Origin of the sequence: Serratia sp. TMDUHS_CL (assembly GCF_037137105.1) — a bacterium.
Taxonomy (GTDB): domain Bacteria; phylum Pseudomonadota; class Gammaproteobacteria; order Enterobacterales; family Enterobacteriaceae; genus Serratia; species Serratia nevei.
Genome location: NZ_JBBBDV010000005.1, coordinates 220,583 through 235,028, shown reverse-complemented (window position 1 = coordinate 235,028; position 14,446 = coordinate 220,583). Strand labels below are relative to the sequence as shown.

The 14,446-nt window shown below is 61.2% G+C and carries 20 protein-coding genes; 14 read left to right on the top strand and 6 right to left on the bottom strand.

The window, feature by feature from the left end:
- Positions 1-95: 95 nt before the first annotated feature.
- From WCL58_RS12510 to ruvX, 6 genes are all read left to right on the top strand, one after another.
- Positions 96-608 carry a SprT family zinc-dependent metalloprotease gene (locus tag WCL58_RS12510; protein WP_004937462.1) on the top strand — a complete coding sequence of 171 codons (513 nt, stop codon included), beginning with the start codon at positions 96-98 and terminating at the stop codon, positions 606-608.
- Positions 609-709: 101 nt separating this feature from the next.
- Entirely contained in the window at positions 710-1,405 is a 696-nt protein-coding gene (gene endA, locus WCL58_RS12505) for a deoxyribonuclease I (RefSeq protein ID WP_038879275.1), read from the top strand.
- A 69-nt stretch (positions 1,406-1,474) separates the two neighbouring features.
- Positions 1,475-2,206, top strand: a complete 732-nt coding sequence (gene rsmE, locus WCL58_RS12500) for a 16S rRNA (uracil(1498)-N(3))-methyltransferase (protein ID WP_336851230.1) — start codon at positions 1,475-1,477, stop codon at positions 2,204-2,206.
- Positions 2,207-2,216: 10 nt separating this feature from the next.
- Positions 2,217-3,167 (top strand): glutathione synthase, encoded by a 951-nt coding sequence (gene gshB / locus WCL58_RS12495; protein ID WP_087762571.1) that lies wholly within the window; start codon positions 2,217-2,219, stop codon positions 3,165-3,167.
- Positions 3,168-3,312: 145 nt separating this feature from the next.
- Positions 3,313-3,876: a YqgE/AlgH family protein gene (locus WCL58_RS12490; protein WP_033635940.1), complete on the top strand. Its 564-nt coding sequence runs from the start codon at positions 3,313-3,315 to the stop codon at positions 3,874-3,876.
- Positions 3,876-4,298: a Holliday junction resolvase RuvX gene (gene ruvX, locus WCL58_RS12485; protein ID WP_015379046.1), complete on the top strand. Its 423-nt coding sequence runs from the start codon at positions 3,876-3,878 to the stop codon at positions 4,296-4,298. Before WCL58_RS12490 ends, ruvX begins: the two co-directional genes overlap by 1 nt.
- On the opposite strand, the gene WCL58_RS12480 is transcribed toward ruvX, so the two are convergent.
- A complete protein-coding gene (locus WCL58_RS12480) occupies positions 4,295-5,317 on the bottom strand; it encodes a type IV pilus twitching motility protein PilT (protein ID WP_225529245.1) in 1,023 nt (340 codons plus the stop codon). The two genes, ruvX and WCL58_RS12480, sit on opposite strands and share 4 nt — an antisense overlap.
- A gap of 20 nt (positions 5,318-5,337) precedes the next feature.
- Here WCL58_RS12480 and WCL58_RS12475 point away from each other — a divergent pair, with 20 nt between their 5' ends.
- The 6 genes from WCL58_RS12475 to hemW are packed head-to-tail and all read left to right on the top strand — an operon-like array spanning position 5,338 to position 9,505.
- Entirely contained in the window at positions 5,338-6,045 is a 708-nt protein-coding gene (locus WCL58_RS12475) for a YggS family pyridoxal phosphate-dependent enzyme (protein ID WP_060422654.1), read from the top strand.
- A gap of 19 nt (positions 6,046-6,064) precedes the next feature.
- Entirely contained in the window at positions 6,065-6,886 is an 822-nt protein-coding gene (proC, locus tag WCL58_RS12470) for a pyrroline-5-carboxylate reductase (protein ID WP_087762574.1), read from the top strand.
- Between the two features lie 31 nt (positions 6,887-6,917).
- A complete protein-coding gene (locus tag WCL58_RS12465; protein ID WP_019456092.1) occupies positions 6,918-7,472 on the top strand; it encodes a YggT family protein in 555 nt (184 codons plus the stop codon).
- Positions 7,469-7,759 (top strand): DUF167 family protein YggU, encoded by a 291-nt coding sequence (gene yggU / locus WCL58_RS12460; RefSeq protein ID WP_033649585.1) that lies wholly within the window; start codon positions 7,469-7,471, stop codon positions 7,757-7,759. The genes WCL58_RS12465 and yggU overlap by 4 nt, the downstream gene beginning before the upstream one ends.
- Before the next feature lie 17 nt (positions 7,760-7,776).
- Positions 7,777-8,370 carry an XTP/dITP diphosphatase gene (locus WCL58_RS12455; RefSeq protein ID WP_060422645.1) on the top strand — a complete coding sequence of 198 codons (594 nt, stop codon included), beginning with the start codon at positions 7,777-7,779 and terminating at the stop codon, positions 8,368-8,370.
- Positions 8,363-9,505, top strand: a complete 1,143-nt coding sequence (gene hemW / locus WCL58_RS12450; RefSeq protein WP_033635947.1) for a radical SAM family heme chaperone HemW — start codon at positions 8,363-8,365, stop codon at positions 9,503-9,505. Before WCL58_RS12455 ends, hemW begins: the two co-directional genes overlap by 8 nt.
- 37 nt (positions 9,506-9,542) lie before the next feature.
- On the opposite strand, the gene WCL58_RS12445 is transcribed toward hemW, so the two are convergent.
- From WCL58_RS12445 to trmB, 5 genes are all read right to left on the bottom strand, one after another.
- Complete coding sequence (locus WCL58_RS12445; RefSeq protein ID WP_016930094.1) at positions 9,543-9,977, bottom strand: DUF29 domain-containing protein; 435 nt, start codon at positions 9,975-9,977, stop codon at positions 9,543-9,545.
- Between the two features lie 100 nt (positions 9,978-10,077).
- Positions 10,078-10,800, bottom strand: coding sequence for a DUF2884 domain-containing protein (locus WCL58_RS12440; protein ID WP_046687803.1), 723 nt, complete (start codon positions 10,798-10,800; stop codon positions 10,078-10,080).
- A gap of 30 nt (positions 10,801-10,830) precedes the next feature.
- Positions 10,831-11,754, bottom strand: coding sequence for a glutaminase B (glsB, locus tag WCL58_RS12435; protein ID WP_033649631.1), 924 nt, complete (start codon positions 11,752-11,754; stop codon positions 10,831-10,833).
- Positions 11,755-11,849: 95 nt separating this feature from the next.
- Positions 11,850-12,176 (bottom strand): YggL family protein, encoded by a 327-nt coding sequence (locus WCL58_RS12430; protein WP_019456098.1) that lies wholly within the window; start codon positions 12,174-12,176, stop codon positions 11,850-11,852.
- Entirely contained in the window at positions 12,176-12,895 is a 720-nt protein-coding gene (gene trmB / locus WCL58_RS12425) for a tRNA (guanosine(46)-N7)-methyltransferase TrmB (RefSeq protein ID WP_033654659.1), read from the bottom strand. The genes WCL58_RS12430 and trmB overlap by 1 nt, the downstream gene beginning before the upstream one ends.
- 177 nt (positions 12,896-13,072) lie before the next feature.
- Here trmB and mutY point away from each other — a divergent pair, with 177 nt between their 5' ends.
- Both mutY and WCL58_RS12415 read left to right on the top strand, forming a co-directional pair.
- A complete protein-coding gene (mutY, locus tag WCL58_RS12420) occupies positions 13,073-14,173 on the top strand; it encodes an A/G-specific adenine glycosylase (protein WP_336851223.1) in 1,101 nt (366 codons plus the stop codon).
- Complete coding sequence (locus WCL58_RS12415; protein ID WP_004937404.1) at positions 14,170-14,442, top strand: oxidative damage protection protein; 273 nt, start codon at positions 14,170-14,172, stop codon at positions 14,440-14,442. The genes mutY and WCL58_RS12415 overlap by 4 nt, the downstream gene beginning before the upstream one ends.
- The last annotated feature ends 4 nt before the right edge of the window (positions 14,443-14,446 follow it).

The window sequence follows — 14,446 nt, the reverse complement described above, 5'->3', positions numbered from 1 at the left end:
CGAAAAACCGGCGCACAGCGCCAAGAAAGCGTCGGATGCGGATTTAGGCCGGGGCATATTGTCAGCCGCCGCGCCATTGCTTAAGCTAGGCCGCAATGAACAAACCAAGAATCCCCATCGCGCTGCAACAAGCGGTGATGCGCTGCCTGCGAGAAAAGCTGCAGTTGGCACGCCAGCATTTTGCCGTCGAGTTCCCCGAACCCAGCATCGTCTATCAGCAACGCGGCACCAGCGCGGGCACCGCCTGGCTGCAAAGCTGGGAAATCCGTCTGAACCCGGTGCTGCTGCTGGAAAACCAACAGCCGTTTATCGATGAAGTGGTGCCGCACGAGCTGGCGCACCTGCTGGTGTTTCGCCAATTCGGCCGGGTGGCGCCGCACGGCCGCGAATGGCGCTGGATGATGGAAAGCGTACTGCTGACCCCCGCCAGCCGCACTCACCGTTTCGAAACCGCCTCGGTGCAAAGCAAAACCTTCCCCTACCGCTGCGGCTGCGGACAGCACCAGCTCACCATTCGCCGCCATAACCGCGTGCTGCGCGGCGAAAGCGAATACCGCTGCCGCCGGTGCGGCGAAAAACTGAAATTTCTTGCTAGCGAGAACCTTTAGTTAAACGATTTATACGTTAAAACAAGCAAATATCGCCATTTGCCACTGCCGGCAAGTTCCGTTACCCTGCCTGCTTTTCCAATTTTGAGCTGTTTTGGAATATGCTTCGCAGAATTTTGTTTATGGCGGTTTTCGCCGCAGGCGCCGTACAGGCGCACGGCATCAATAATTTTTCTCAGGCCAAGGCGGCGGCGGCCAAGATTAACCAGGATGCGCCGGGCAGTTTTTACTGCGGCTGCCGCATCGACTGGCAAGGCAAGAAGGGCATCCCGGATCTCGCCGGCTGCGGCTATCAGGTGCGTAAAAACGCCCAACGCGCGCAGCGCATCGAGTGGGAACACGTGGTGCCGGCCTGGCAGTTCGGCCACCAGCTGCAGTGCTGGCAGGACGGCGGGCGCAAGAACTGCAACAAAGACGCCACCTATCGCCAGATAGAAACCGATCTGCACAACCTGCAGCCGGCGATCGGCGAAGTGAACGGCGACCGCAATAACTTCATGTACAGCCAATGGAACGGCGGTGAAGGCCAATACGGGCAATGCCCGATGAAGGTGGACTTCAAGAATAAACAGGCGGAGCCGCCCGCCCGCGCCCGCGGCGCCATTGCCCGCACCTACTTCTACATGCGCGATCGCTACCAGCTGCGGCTGTCACGCCAGCAAACCCAGCTGTTCGAGGTGTGGAACCGGCAATATCCGGTGAGCCAATGGGAATGTCAGCGTGAAGCACGTATCGCCAAGGTGCAGGGCAACCACAACCCCTATATTCAACAGGCTTGTCAGCAGCGGAAAAGCTAACCTACTATAGCCTTTATCTTTCATGGCGCCGCCAACCCGCGGCGCCGTTTCGTCAGGATCAGACTACCCATGCGCATACCCCGCATTTACCATCCGCAGCCGTTGACCGATCGGGCGGAGATCGCCCTGAGCGAGGACGCCACCAACCACGTCGGCCGCGTGCTGCGCATGAGCGCCGGCCAGGCGCTGCAGCTGTTCGACGGCAGCAACCAGGTGTTCGACGCCGAGATAGTTCGGGTGGACAAAAAGAGCGTGCTGGTGCGCCTCGGCGACGGCCGCGTGGATGACATCGAATCGCCGCTCAACCTGCATCTGGGCCAGGTGATCTCGCGCGGCGAGAAGATGGAGTTCACCATTCAGAAGTCCATCGAGCTGGGCGTCAACGTCATTACCCCGCTGTTCTCCGAGCGCTGCGGCGTCAAACTGGACGGCGAGCGCCTGGCGAAGAAAATCCAGCAATGGCAAAAGATCGCCATCGCCGCCTGCGAACAGTGTGGCCGTAACCGCATTCCCGAAATCCGCGAGGCGATGTCGCTGGAAGCCTGGTGCGCCGAGCAGGACGGCAGCCTGAAGCTCAACCTGCATCCGCGCGCCAGCCACAGCATCAACACGCTGCCGCAGCCGGTAGACCGCGTCCGCCTGCTGATCGGCCCGGAAGGCGGTTTGTCCGCCGACGAAATCGCCATGACCACCAACCACGGATTTACTGATATTCTGCTGGGGCCACGCGTGCTGCGTACCGAAACCACAGCGCTCACCGCCATTACCGCTCTGCAGGTCCGCTTCGGCGACCTGGGTTAAAGGAGAAAAGATGATTAAGCTCGGCATCGTGATGGACCCTATCGACTCCATCAACATCAAGAAAGACACCAGCTTCGCCATGCTGCTCGAAGCGCAGCGCCGCGGTTACGAATTGCACTACATGGAGATGAACGATCTCTATCTGCACGCCGGTGACGGGCGCGCCCGCACCCGCCTGCTGAGCGTGAAGGAAGACAAGGAGAACTGGTTCAGCTTCGGCAGCGAGCAGGATCTGGCGCTGCACGATCTGGACGTGATCCTGATGCGCAAGGATCCGCCGTTCGATACCGAATACATCTACGCGACCTACATTCTGGAGCGCGCCGAAGCCAAAGGCACGCTGGTGGTCAACAAGCCGCAAAGCCTGCGCGACTGCAACGAGAAGCTGTTCACCGCCTGGTTCCCGGAACTGACGCCGGACACGCTGGTTAGCCGCAGCGCCGCGCACATCCGCAAATTCCACCAGCAGCACGGCGACGTCATCCTGAAGCCGCTGGACGGCATGGGCGGCGCGTCTATCTTCCGCGTGAAGCAGGACGATCCTAACCTGTCGGTGATCATCGAAACCCTGACCGAACACGGCAGCCGTTTCTGCATGGCGCAGAACTTCCTGCCGGCGATCAAGGACGGCGACAAACGCATTCTGGTCGTCGACGGCGAGCCGGTGCCTTACTGCCTGGCGCGCATTCCGGCGCAGGGCGAAACCCGTGGCAACCTGGCGGCCGGCGGCCGCGGCGAAGCGCGTCCGCTGAGCGAGAGCGACTGGAAAATCGCCCGCGCCGTCGCGCCGACGCTGAAAGAGAAAGGGCTGATCTTCGTCGGCCTGGACGTGATCGGCGATCGCCTGACCGAAATCAACGTGACCAGCCCAACCTGCGCGCGCGAAATTGAGGCGGCATTCCCGATCTCGATTACCGGCATGCTGATGGACGCGATTGAAAAGCGCCTGGCGGCGAAGTAATGCGCCATGCGGGCGGCCTGCCGCCCGCTATCCTGCATCGCGCCCGCCAAAGCACGCCTTTACACGCGGCTTGAAAGGCGGCGGGTATAGCCGCATACTGGCGGCTGTTTATTTTCTCACCCATTGATTACCTTATACTAACGCCATGAATTTACAGCACCATTTTCTGATCGCCATGCCCACCCTGCAGGATCCTCGCTTCAAGCGCTCGGTGATTTACGTCTGCGAGCACAACGAAGAAGGCGCCATGGGTTTGGTGATCAATAAACCGGTGGAGCAGTTCACGGTAGCCACGGTACTGAGCAAGCTGAAGATCATGCCGCCTGCGCGCGATCCGGCCATCAGCCTGGACAAGCCGGTGTTCGCCGGCGGCCCGCTGGCGGACGATCGCGGATTTATCCTGCATACGCCGCGCCACGGCTTCGGTGCCAGCATTCAAATTTCCCCCAACACCATGATCACCACCTCGAAAGACGTGCTGGAAACGCTCGGCACCCCGGAACAACCGGACGACGTGCTGGTGGCGCTGGGTTATGCAGGTTGGGAAAAGGGCCAGCTGGAGCAGGAGGTGTTGGAGAACGCCTGGCTGACCATCGAGGCCAACACCGACATTCTGTTCCGCACGCCGATCGCCAGCCGTTGGCGCGAGGCGGGGAACCTTCTGGGTATCGACATTCGCAGCATCGCCAACCACGCAGGACACGCCTGATGAGCAACCGCACCATTATCGCCTTCGACTTCGGCACCAAAAGCATCGGCGCGGCCGTCGGCCAGGAGTTGACCGGCAGCGCCCGCGCCCTGCCGGCCTTCAAAGCGCAGGACGGCTCGCCGGACTGGCTGAAAATCGAAAAGCTGCTGAAGGAGTGGCAGCCGGATCTGGTGGTGGTCGGCCTGCCGCTGAACATGGATGGCACCGAACAACCGGTGACCGCCCAGGCGCGCAAGTTCGCCAACCGCCTGCACGGCCGCTTCGGCATCCAGATCGATCTGCATGACGAGCGCCTGAGCACCGTGGAAGCGCGCGCCAACCTGTTCGATCGCGGCGGCTTCCGCGCGCTCGACAAAGGCAGCGTGGATTCCGCCTCTGCGGTGGTGATCCTCGAAAGCTGGTTCGAACGGCAGCTGGGTTAACTCCCCGCCCCTTCGCCAACACAATCCCCCAACACGCCGGCGTCGATCCGCTGCTGCAAACCTTGCTCAAAGGTTTGCATGCCGGACTGCGCGCCGGTTTGCAACACGCTCGCCAACTGATGGGTTTTCCCTTCGCGGATCAGGTTGCTGACCGCCGCCGTCGCCGTCAGCACCTCAAAGATCGCCACTCGCCCGCCGCCGGGCCGCCGCATCAGCTTTTGCGCGATCACCGCCTGCAGGCTGCCGGCCAGCTGGGCGCGCACATAGGGTTTCTCTTCCGCCGGAAACACGTCCACCAGCCGTTCCACCGCCTGCGGCGCGCTGCGGGTGTGCAGCGTCGCCAGCACCAGATGGCCGGTCTCCGCCGCGGTGAGCGCCAGCCGAATGGTGGCGACATCGCGCAGCTCGCCCAGCAGGATCACATCCGGATCTTCGCGCAACGCAGCGCGCAACGCCGTATCGAAGCTGTGACTGTCGCGGCCGATCTCCCGCTGCTGAATCAGCGATCGCCGACTGCGGTGCAGGAATTCGATCGGATCTTCCAGCGTTAAAATGTGCCGCGGCTGGTGCCGGTTGATCTCGTCAATCATCGCCGCCAGCGTGGTGGACTTGCCGCTGCCGGTGGCGCCGGTGACCAGGAGAAGCCCGTCGTCGCGCCGCAGCAGTGCCGGGACGATGGCCGGCGCCGCCAGCTCGGCAAGCGAAGGCGCCTGCCCGGCGATGCGCCGCAATGCGAGAGACATCCCCGCGCGTTGCTGAAAAACGTTGGCTCGCAGCCGCTCCCCACCCGGCCTGTGCAGCGCCAGATCGAGCTGCCCCAGCCGCCGCAGGCTCTCGCGCTGCTGCGCATTCAGCAATCCGTCGCAGAGGGCCTGCACGCCTTGCGCCGTCAGCGTTGGCGCCGCCGCCAGCGGCTGCAGTTCACCGTCGATGCGCAACATCGGCGGATGACCGGCACAAAGGTGCAGATCGGAAGCATTATGCTTTACACTAAGGGCCACGAATTCATCGATATCCATATCACTCTCCCGGGTCAATAATGAGCACTATCCAACAGAACCTGCAGGATGTCAGAAACCGCATCGCGGCCGCCGCGCAAAACTGCGCGCGGGCGCCAGAAGAAGTTGCCCTGCTTGCAGTCAGCAAAACCAAACCTGTGGCGGCGATCGAAGAAGCCATCGCCGCCGGCCAGCGCGCCTTCGGCGAGAACTACGTGCAGGAAGGGGTAGACAAGATCCGGCATTTCGCCGAGTCGCCGCAGAGCGGCGAGTTGGTGTGGCACTTTATCGGCCCGCTGCAATCCAATAAGAGTCGGCTGGTGGCGGAACACTTCGCCTGGTGTCATACCGTAGACCGGCTGCGTATCGCCCAGCGCCTGAGCGATCAGCGCCCGGCCGGTATGCCGCCACTCAACGTGCTGATTCAAATCAACATCAGCGATGAGCAGAGTAAATCCGGCATCGCGCTGGCCGAGCTGCCGGCGTTGGCCGAAGCGATCGCCGCACTGCCGAACCTGACGCTGCGCGGCCTGATGGCCATCCCGGCGCCGGAAGCGGATTATCAGCGGCAGCTGGCGGTATTCAGCCGGATGAACGATGCCTTTCTCGCCCTGCGTCAGCGTTATCCGCAGGCCGATACGCTGTCGATGGGCATGACGGACGACATGGCGGCGGCGATCGCCGCTGGCAGCACCCTGGTGCGCATCGGCACCGCAATTTTTGGCGCCCGCGACTACTCGCAGGCCTGACAAACAGACGAGGGATTTGATGCAACATCGCAAGATTACCTTTATCGGCGCCGGCAACATGGCGCGTGCAATCATCGCCGGCCTGGTGGCGGGCGGCTATCCAGCCAAATCCATCAGCGTCTGCGCCCCTTCGGCGAAAAACCGTGACGCGCTGGCGGCGGACTACGGCATCGTCAGCAGCGGCGACAACGTCGCCTGCGCGCGCGCGGCCGACGTGGTGGTGCTGGCGGTCAAACCGCAGCTGATGGCCGACGTTTGCCAGCCGCTGCGCGAGCAGGTCGATTTCAGCGGCAAGCTGGTGCTGTCGATCGCCGCCGGTATTCAGGTCAGCCGTTTCTATCAGCTGCTCGGCGACAAGCTGAACATCGTGCGCATCATGCCCAACACCCCGTCGCTGGTCGGCAAGGGCATGAGCGGGTTGTACGCACCGGAGCAGGTCAGCCGGCAGGATCGCGACTACACCGGCGATTTAATGGCGTCGGTCGGTAAAGTTTGCTGGGTCGATGACGAAAATGGCATCAACGGCGTGATCGCCGCCGCGGGCAGCGCCCCGGCCTATTTCTTCCTGTTTATGGAGGCGATGCAGAAAGAGGCCGAACGCATGGGCTTCGACAGCCAGACCGCGCGCGATCTGGTGCAACAGGCCGCTTCCGGCGCCGCCGCGCTGGTTGAAGCCAACCCGGATACGCCGCTGGGCACGCTGCGCGAGCAGGTGACCTCCAAAGGCGGCACCACCGCCGAAGCGCTGCGGGTGTTCAACGAACGCCAACTGCCGGAAACCGTGGCGCAAGCGATGCAGGCCGCCGTTTCCCGTGCGCAAGAGATGGAAAAATTATTTTAAATAACCGCGAGTTAAGGAGAAGGACCACTTCATGCTAACGCTGACTTTCCTGGTCAAGACCGTTGTTGATCTGTACGTGATGGTGCTGTTGCTGCGCATTTGGATGCAGTGGGCGCGCACCGATTTTTACAACCCGTTCTCGCAGTTTGTGGTGAAGATCACCCAACCCGTGGTCGGCCCGCTGCGCCGCATCCTCCCGTCGCTGGGGCCTATCGACAGCGCTTCGCTGCTGCTGGCGTTCCTGCTGATGACTATCAAGTACCCGTTGCTGCTGCTGATCCAGGACGGCGCGATATCGCTCAGCCCCTATAACCTGCTGTTCGGCCTGATCTCGCTGGTGAAGTCCGTCGGCTACCTGATCTTCTGGGTAATGATCATTCGTGCGCTGATGAGCTGGGTAAGCCAGGGCCGCAGCCCGATCGACTACGTGATGTACCAGCTGACCGAACCCTTGATGGCGCCGATCCGTCGCATCATCCCGGCGATGGGCGGCATCGACTTTTCCGCCATGGTGGTAATCCTGATCCTCTATCTGCTCAACTACCTGGGCATGGATCTGTTCCCCCAACTTTGGTTCCTGCTGTGAGTGCAGTCACTCCGGTGCTGGACGGGCTGGCGATCAGGCTATATATTCAGCCGAAAGCCAGCCGCGACCAAATTATCGGCTTACATGGCGACGAACTGAAAGTCGCCATCACCGCCCCGCCGGTCGACGGCCAAGCCAACGCCCATTTGATCAAGTTTATCGCCAAGCAGTTCAAAGTGGCGAAAAGCAGCGTCACCATCGAGAAAGGCGAACTGGGGCGGCATAAACAGTTACGCATCGTGAATCCGCAACAGATCCCCGCCGTGGTCGCGGCGCTCATCGAATAATTTTCAAGGTAGTCATTATGCAAAAAGTCGTTCTTGCCACCGGTAACCCGGGCAAAGTGCGCGAACTTGCCGACCTGTTGGCCGATTTCGGCCTAGACGTGGTCGCGCAAACCGATCTCGGCGTGGAATCCGCCGAAGAGACCGGGCTGACGTTTATCGAAAACGCCATTCTGAAAGCGCGCCATGCGGCACAGGTCACCGGCCTGCCGGCGATCGCCGACGACTCCGGCCTGGCAGTCGACGCGCTGGGCGGCGCGCCGGGCATCTACTCCGCACGCTATGCCGGTGAAGATGCCGACGATCGGCAGAACCTCGATAAGCTGCTGGCGGCGCTGAAAGACGTAGCGCCGGGCCGGCGCGGCGCGCAATTCCACTGCGTGCTGGTCTATCTGCGCCATGCAGAAGATCCGACGCCGCTGGTGTTCCACGGCAGCTGGGCCGGTGAGATCACCGAGCAGGCCGCCGGCGAAGGCGGCTTCGGTTACGATCCTGTCTTCTACGTGCCGGAGCTGGGCCGCACCGCCGCCGAGCTGAGCCGCGACGAGAAGCGGGCGATTTCGCACCGCGGCAAGGCGCTGACGCTGATGTTGGAAGCCATGCGCAATGCTTAAGCTGCCCCCGCTGAGTCTCTACATTCACATCCCGTGGTGCGTGCAGAAATGCCCGTACTGCGACTTCAACTCCCATGCGCTGAAGGGTGACGTGCCGCATCAGGAGTACGTCGATCATCTGTTGGCGGATCTGGATGCCGATCTGCCGCTGGCCGGCGGCCGGGAGATAAGCACCATCTTCATCGGCGGCGGCACCCCCAGCCTGCTGAGCGCAGAGGCGATGCAAGCCTTGCTGGACGGCGTGCGGGCGCGCATTCGCGTCGCCGACGACGCCGAAATCACCATGGAGGCCAACCCCGGCACCGTGGAGGCCGATCGCTTCAGCGGCTACCAGCGCGCCGGCGTCAACCGCATCTCCATCGGGGTGCAAAGCTTCAGCGCCGAGAAGCTGACCCGCTTAGGGCGCATCCACGGCCCGGAAGAGGCCAAGCGCGCGGCAACGCTGGCGACCGGCCTCGGCCTGCGCAGCTTCAACCTCGATCTGATGCACGGCCTGCCGGATCAGTCGCTGGAAGAGGCGCTGGACGATCTGCGCCAGGCTATCGCCCTGAACCCGCCGCACCTGTCGTGGTATCAGCTGACCATCGAGCCGAACACCCTGTTCAGCTCGCGCCCGCCGGTTTTGCCGGACGACGACGCGCTGTGGGATATCTTCGAACGCGGCCACCAGCTGCTGAGCGCCGCCGGCTATCAGCAGTATGAAACTTCGGCCTATGCCAAACCGGGCTACCAATGCCAGCACAACCTCAACTACTGGCGCTTCGGCGACTATCTGGGGATCGGCTGCGGCGCGCACGGCAAGGTGACCTTCAGCGACGGGCGCATCCTGCGCACCGCCAAGACCAAGCACCCGCGCGGCTTTATGCGCGGCGACTACATGGACAAGCAGCATGAGGTGGCGGCGGCGGATCGGCCGTTCGAATTCTTCATGAACCGCTTCCGCCTGCTGGAAGCTGCGCCGCGCGCCGACTTCGTCAACTACACCGGGCTGGCGGAAAGCGTCATTCGCCCGCAGCTGGACGAAGCGCTGGCCAAAGGCTATCTGGAAGAAACCGCGGAGCACTGGCAAATCACCGAGAAGGGCAAACTGTTCCTCAACTCGCTGCTGGAACTGTTCCTGGCGGACGACGAGTAAAAAAAAGCGCTGAATAATCAGCGCTTTTTTATTGGTGTTAATCTGGGTAAAACGTCTGAGACAGAATCTGCTGAGTTTCCCAGATGCCGTTTTCCGGATATACATCCAGCCCAGTTTCGGCCGTAGCGAGCGCAACGGCCTTCGACCAGACGACATCCAGCCAATCAGCATCGCTCAGTTTACCTTTTAGGCTGGGCGACTCTTTCAAGCTGTAAAGCACCTCTTTGCGCTGCGCTTTAATCGTTCTCTCCCAGCTGGTTCCGCGCCTGGCCGGCTGATATTTCCATTTAAGCAAATGTGCAATCAGCACCGTCATCCGGCTAGCAAGTTCCCTTTGCTCGCTCTTCCCCACGTCCTCAATCTCCTCGGCGATCTTTTCAATATCGATCTCAGACAATTTTCCGGAGCGCAAAAGAGCGGCCTGTTCATTTGCCCAGGCAACAACATCGGTTTCGTAACGTGTATGGCTCATAGCGTCCTCCGTAAACATCCATAAGTCTGTACGTAGTTTGACCAGTCTGTCAGATAAGCTTCAGAAGGTCAAAAAACATACTGCCGAGAAGGTTCTTAAATCACTTCAACGCATTAAGCAGATCCTTGCGCTGGGTTTCCAGTGCGGTGACGCGGTTGCAAACGTCGTGACCGAAGTTCTGGAAGTCCTGCTCCTGGTTGTTCCACTCGTTCTGGATCGCCTTCTGCAAGCCGCCCAGGTTGCCCATGATCGCCTGCAGCGGGTTGCCGCCACTGTTGGCGGCCTGTTTGACGCCCATCTCGTTCAGGCTGTCCTGCAGCACGCCGCCCATGCTCTGCTGCACGATGTTGCGGCCATCCTGTTCCACCTGGTCAATCGCCTTGTGGTGGAAGGTCAGGCCGTCGCTGCGGTGCTCGATGATGCGGTTCATCTGCTGTTTCAGCTGGCCGTTGAGGGTGGTCAGCCGGTTGCGCACGTTGCTGTTGCTGCCCAGCTCTTTGACGATCACCTTATCCAGCGCTGCGCGGGCTTTCTCCAGGTGTTTCTGCGCGCCGTCGTCGATCCACGGCAGCTGCTTGCGCAGCGCGCTCTGGTAACTGAAGGCTTTCTGCCGCTGGCTGTCGCTCAGGCTCAGCGCCTGACCGTTGCGGATCACGTCACCATCCGGCGAAATTTGCAGGTCGCCGCTGGCACCTTTCACCTGCACGCTCTGCGGGCTGATGATCACATCGTCCTGGGGTTTAACGCTGCATTGGTACTCGGCGTGGGCCTGCGCGGCAGTCGCCGCCAGCAGCAGTAAGGCTAACCCGGTTTTCTTCAACATAGCTTCTCCTGACTCCCATCCAGATTGGGATTAAAAAATCGAACGACCGATACGTTGAGACAACAGTTCCAGCGCCGCAGTTCCCGCCAGCGAGTTGCCGGAAGCATCCAGCTCCGGCGACCAGACGACGATCGACAGCTCGCCCGGCACGATGGCCACGATGCCGCCGCCCACGCCGGACTTGCCCGGCATCCCCACCCGATAGGCGAATTCGCCGGCGCCGTCGTACATGCCGCTGGTCATCATCAGGGCGTTGATCTGCCGGGCCTGCAGCGGGCTGATCACCGTCTCGCCGTTGAGATCGCGGCCGTGATTGGCCAGATAGACGAAGCTGCGCGCCAGCTCCACGCAGCTCATGCGCAGCGCACAGTAGTGGAAATAGGTTTGCAGCACGGTGATCACGTCGTTCTCGAAGTTGCCGAACGACTTCATCAGATAGGCGATGGCCGCATTGCGATCGGAGTGTTCAAACTCGGAGCGCGCCACCCGCAGGTCATAGGCCAGGTCGTCTTCGCCGGCCAGCTGGCGCACCACCTCCAGCATGCGCTGTTTGGGGGCGCTGAGCCGGGTTTGCAACATGTCGCACACCACCAGCGCGCCGGGATTGATAAACGGATTGCGCGGTTTGCCCTGCTCCATCTCCAGCTGCAGCAGCGAGTTGAACGGCAGGCCGGAAGGCTCTTTGCCGACGCGCCGCCAGATCTCAGGCTCCTGATAGCGCGTCAGCGCCAGCGTCAGGCTCAGCACTTTGGAGATCGACTGAATGGAGAAGCGCTCCGCGGCGTCGCCGGCCTGGAACAGTTCGCCGTCCACCGTGCAGACGGCGATCGCCAGCCGATCGGCGGGCACTTCCGCCAACGCCGGGATGTAGTCGGCCACTTTCCCCTGACCAATCAGCGGGCGCACCTGTTGCAGGATCTCCTCCAGCAACGCGTTATCCAATGTTGTTACCACCTCGGTCACACTCCGGGCAAAACAAAGGCGCCGTTAAGGCACCTTAGATCAATAAAACGGCGCGGAGCGAAGCCGCGCTCATCGGGCAAGCGCGATCAATCCCACCAGATATCGAACAGATCGCTGACCTTAACGTCGGTCAGTTTGCGCGCTTCCAGCCAGTTTTTCACCAGCTCGCGCTGCTCGTCGGTGCAGTGGCCGATCTTCTGCAGGCAGATCAGACCTTCCCACTGCAGGTAGCCGCTGCCGTCAAATGCCAGGCCGTTCGGCTCGATCACTTCATCGATGAAGGTATCCAGCGTGCTGTCGATGTCTTCCACCGACGTGCCTTCGGCGAAGCGCCAGGCTACGGAGAAACCCAGCTCCTGAAATTCTTCAATGTGCAACTTTTTACGTAAACGACGACTGCGGTTCTTAGCCATTATTCTTTCCTCTCAAACATCAAGTCCCAAACGCCATGTCCCAGGCGCTGGCCGCGTAATTCAAATTTCGTCAGTGGGCGCGAATCCGGACGCGGCACGTAATCATTATCGCTGGAAAGATTACGGTAGCCTGCGACCCCGTTCATAACCTCTAACATATGTTCCGCATAAGGTTGCCAATCGGTGGCCATGTGGAAGACGCCGCCGGTCTTCAGCTTGCGCAGCACCAGTTCGACAAACGGCGTTTGCACGATGCGGCGCTTGTTATGGCGCGCCTTGTGCCACGGATCGGGGAAGAACAGCTGCACCATATCCAGCGAGCCGTCCGGGATCATGTTTTCCAACACCTCAACCGCGTCGTGGCACATCACGCGCAGGTTGCTCAGCTTCGCCTCGTGGGCGTCGGCCAGGCAGGCGCCCACGCCCGGCGAGTGCACTTCGATCCCTAAAAAGTTCTGCTGCGGGTTGTTGCCCGCCATGGTCACCAGCGAGGCGCCCATGCCAAAACCGATCTCCAGCACCGTCGGCGCGTCGCGGCCGAACAGCGCGGCGAGATCGACAGCGTCAGCCTGATACTCCACGCCCATCACCGGCCAATAGTTCTCCAGCGCGTGCTGCTGGCCTTTGGTCAGCCGCCCCTGGCGGCGGACAAAACTGCGGATACGGCGCATCGCGCGGCCGTTCTCATCAAATTCCGGGGAGATGACGTCATTAATCATAGTGCTTTCTGTCTGTTTGGCTGCCAATTAGGGAAACGCGCATTATGCAAAGATACATTGGTTTAGCAAGTGTTCATCTTCTGTACCCGCCGTGCGGCGTCGGAAAGTTCCGGTTTACAGCACCATGACTCTATGCTGCAATCTCGCTTCATTTTCTGCCGGATAACGACGCTGCTCATGATGCAAGCACAACAATTCGCACAGGTGGTGCTTGACTGGTATCAGCGCTACGGTCGCAAGACCCTGCCGTGGCAGCTGGAAAAAACCGCCTATCAAGTATGGCTCTCCGAGGTGATGTTGCAACAGACCCAGGTTGCCACCGTCATTCCTTATTTTCAGCGCTTTATGGCCCGTTTTCCCAACGTGCGCGCGCTGGCGGAAGCCCCACTCGATGAAGTGCTGCATCTGTGGACCGGCCTCGGCTATTACGCCCGCGCCCGCAACCTGCACAAGGCGGCGCAGACCATTGTCGCACAGCACGGCGGCGAGTTCCCGACAACCTTTGCAGAAATCGCCGATTTACCGGGCGTCGGCCGCTCTACCGCCGGCGCGGTGCTGTCGTTGGCGCTGGGCCAACACTATCCGATCCTCGACGGCAACGTGAAGCGCGTGCTGGCCCGCTGCTACGCGGTGGAGGGCTGGCCGGGCAAGAAAGAAGTCGAAAACCGGCTGTGGAAAATCAGCGAAGAGGTCACCCCGGCGCAGGGCGTCGGCCAGTTCAACCAGGCAATGATGGATCTGGGCGCCATGGTCTGCACCCGCTCCAGGCCCAAGTGCGAACTCTGCCCGCTCAACGTCGGCTGCCTGTCTTACGCCAACCACAGCTGGGCCAACTACCCCGGCAAGAAACCCAAGCAGACCCTGCCGGAAAAAACCGCCTACTTCTTATTGCTGCAGCACGGCGACCGGGTGTGGCTGGAGCAGCGCCCGGCGGTGGGCCTGTGGGGCGGCCTGTTCTGCTTCCCGCAGTTCAGCGCGCGCGTGGATTTGGAACTCTGGCTGCAGCAGCGCGGTCTGAAAGGCAAGCGCCTGGAGCAGCTGACCGCGTTTCGCCACACGTTCAGCCATTTCCATCTCGATATCGTGCCGATGTGGCTGTCGCTCGACGCGGCGGGCAGCGGCATGGATGAGGGCGCAGGTCTCTGGTATAACTTAGCGCAGCCGCCGTCGGTCGGGCTGGCAGCGCCGGTGGATCGCCTGTTGCAACAGCTGGCGAAGCAGCCCCCGATCCAACAAAACTTATATGGCGATAGCGCCATCGATGAGGAATTAGCATGAGCCGCACCATTTTTTGTACTTTCCTGCAGCGCGACGCCGAAGGCCAGGACTTCCAACTTTATCCCGGTGACGTCGGCAAGCGCATCTACAACGAGATCTCCAAGGAAGCCTGGGGCGAGTGGATGAAGAAGCAGACCATGCTGATCAACGAGAAGAAGTTGAACATGATGAACGTGGATGACCGCAAGCTGCTGGAAGAGGAAATGATCAAGTTCCTATTCGAAGGGCACGACGTGCACATCGAAGGCTATACGCCGCCGAGCGAATAACGCT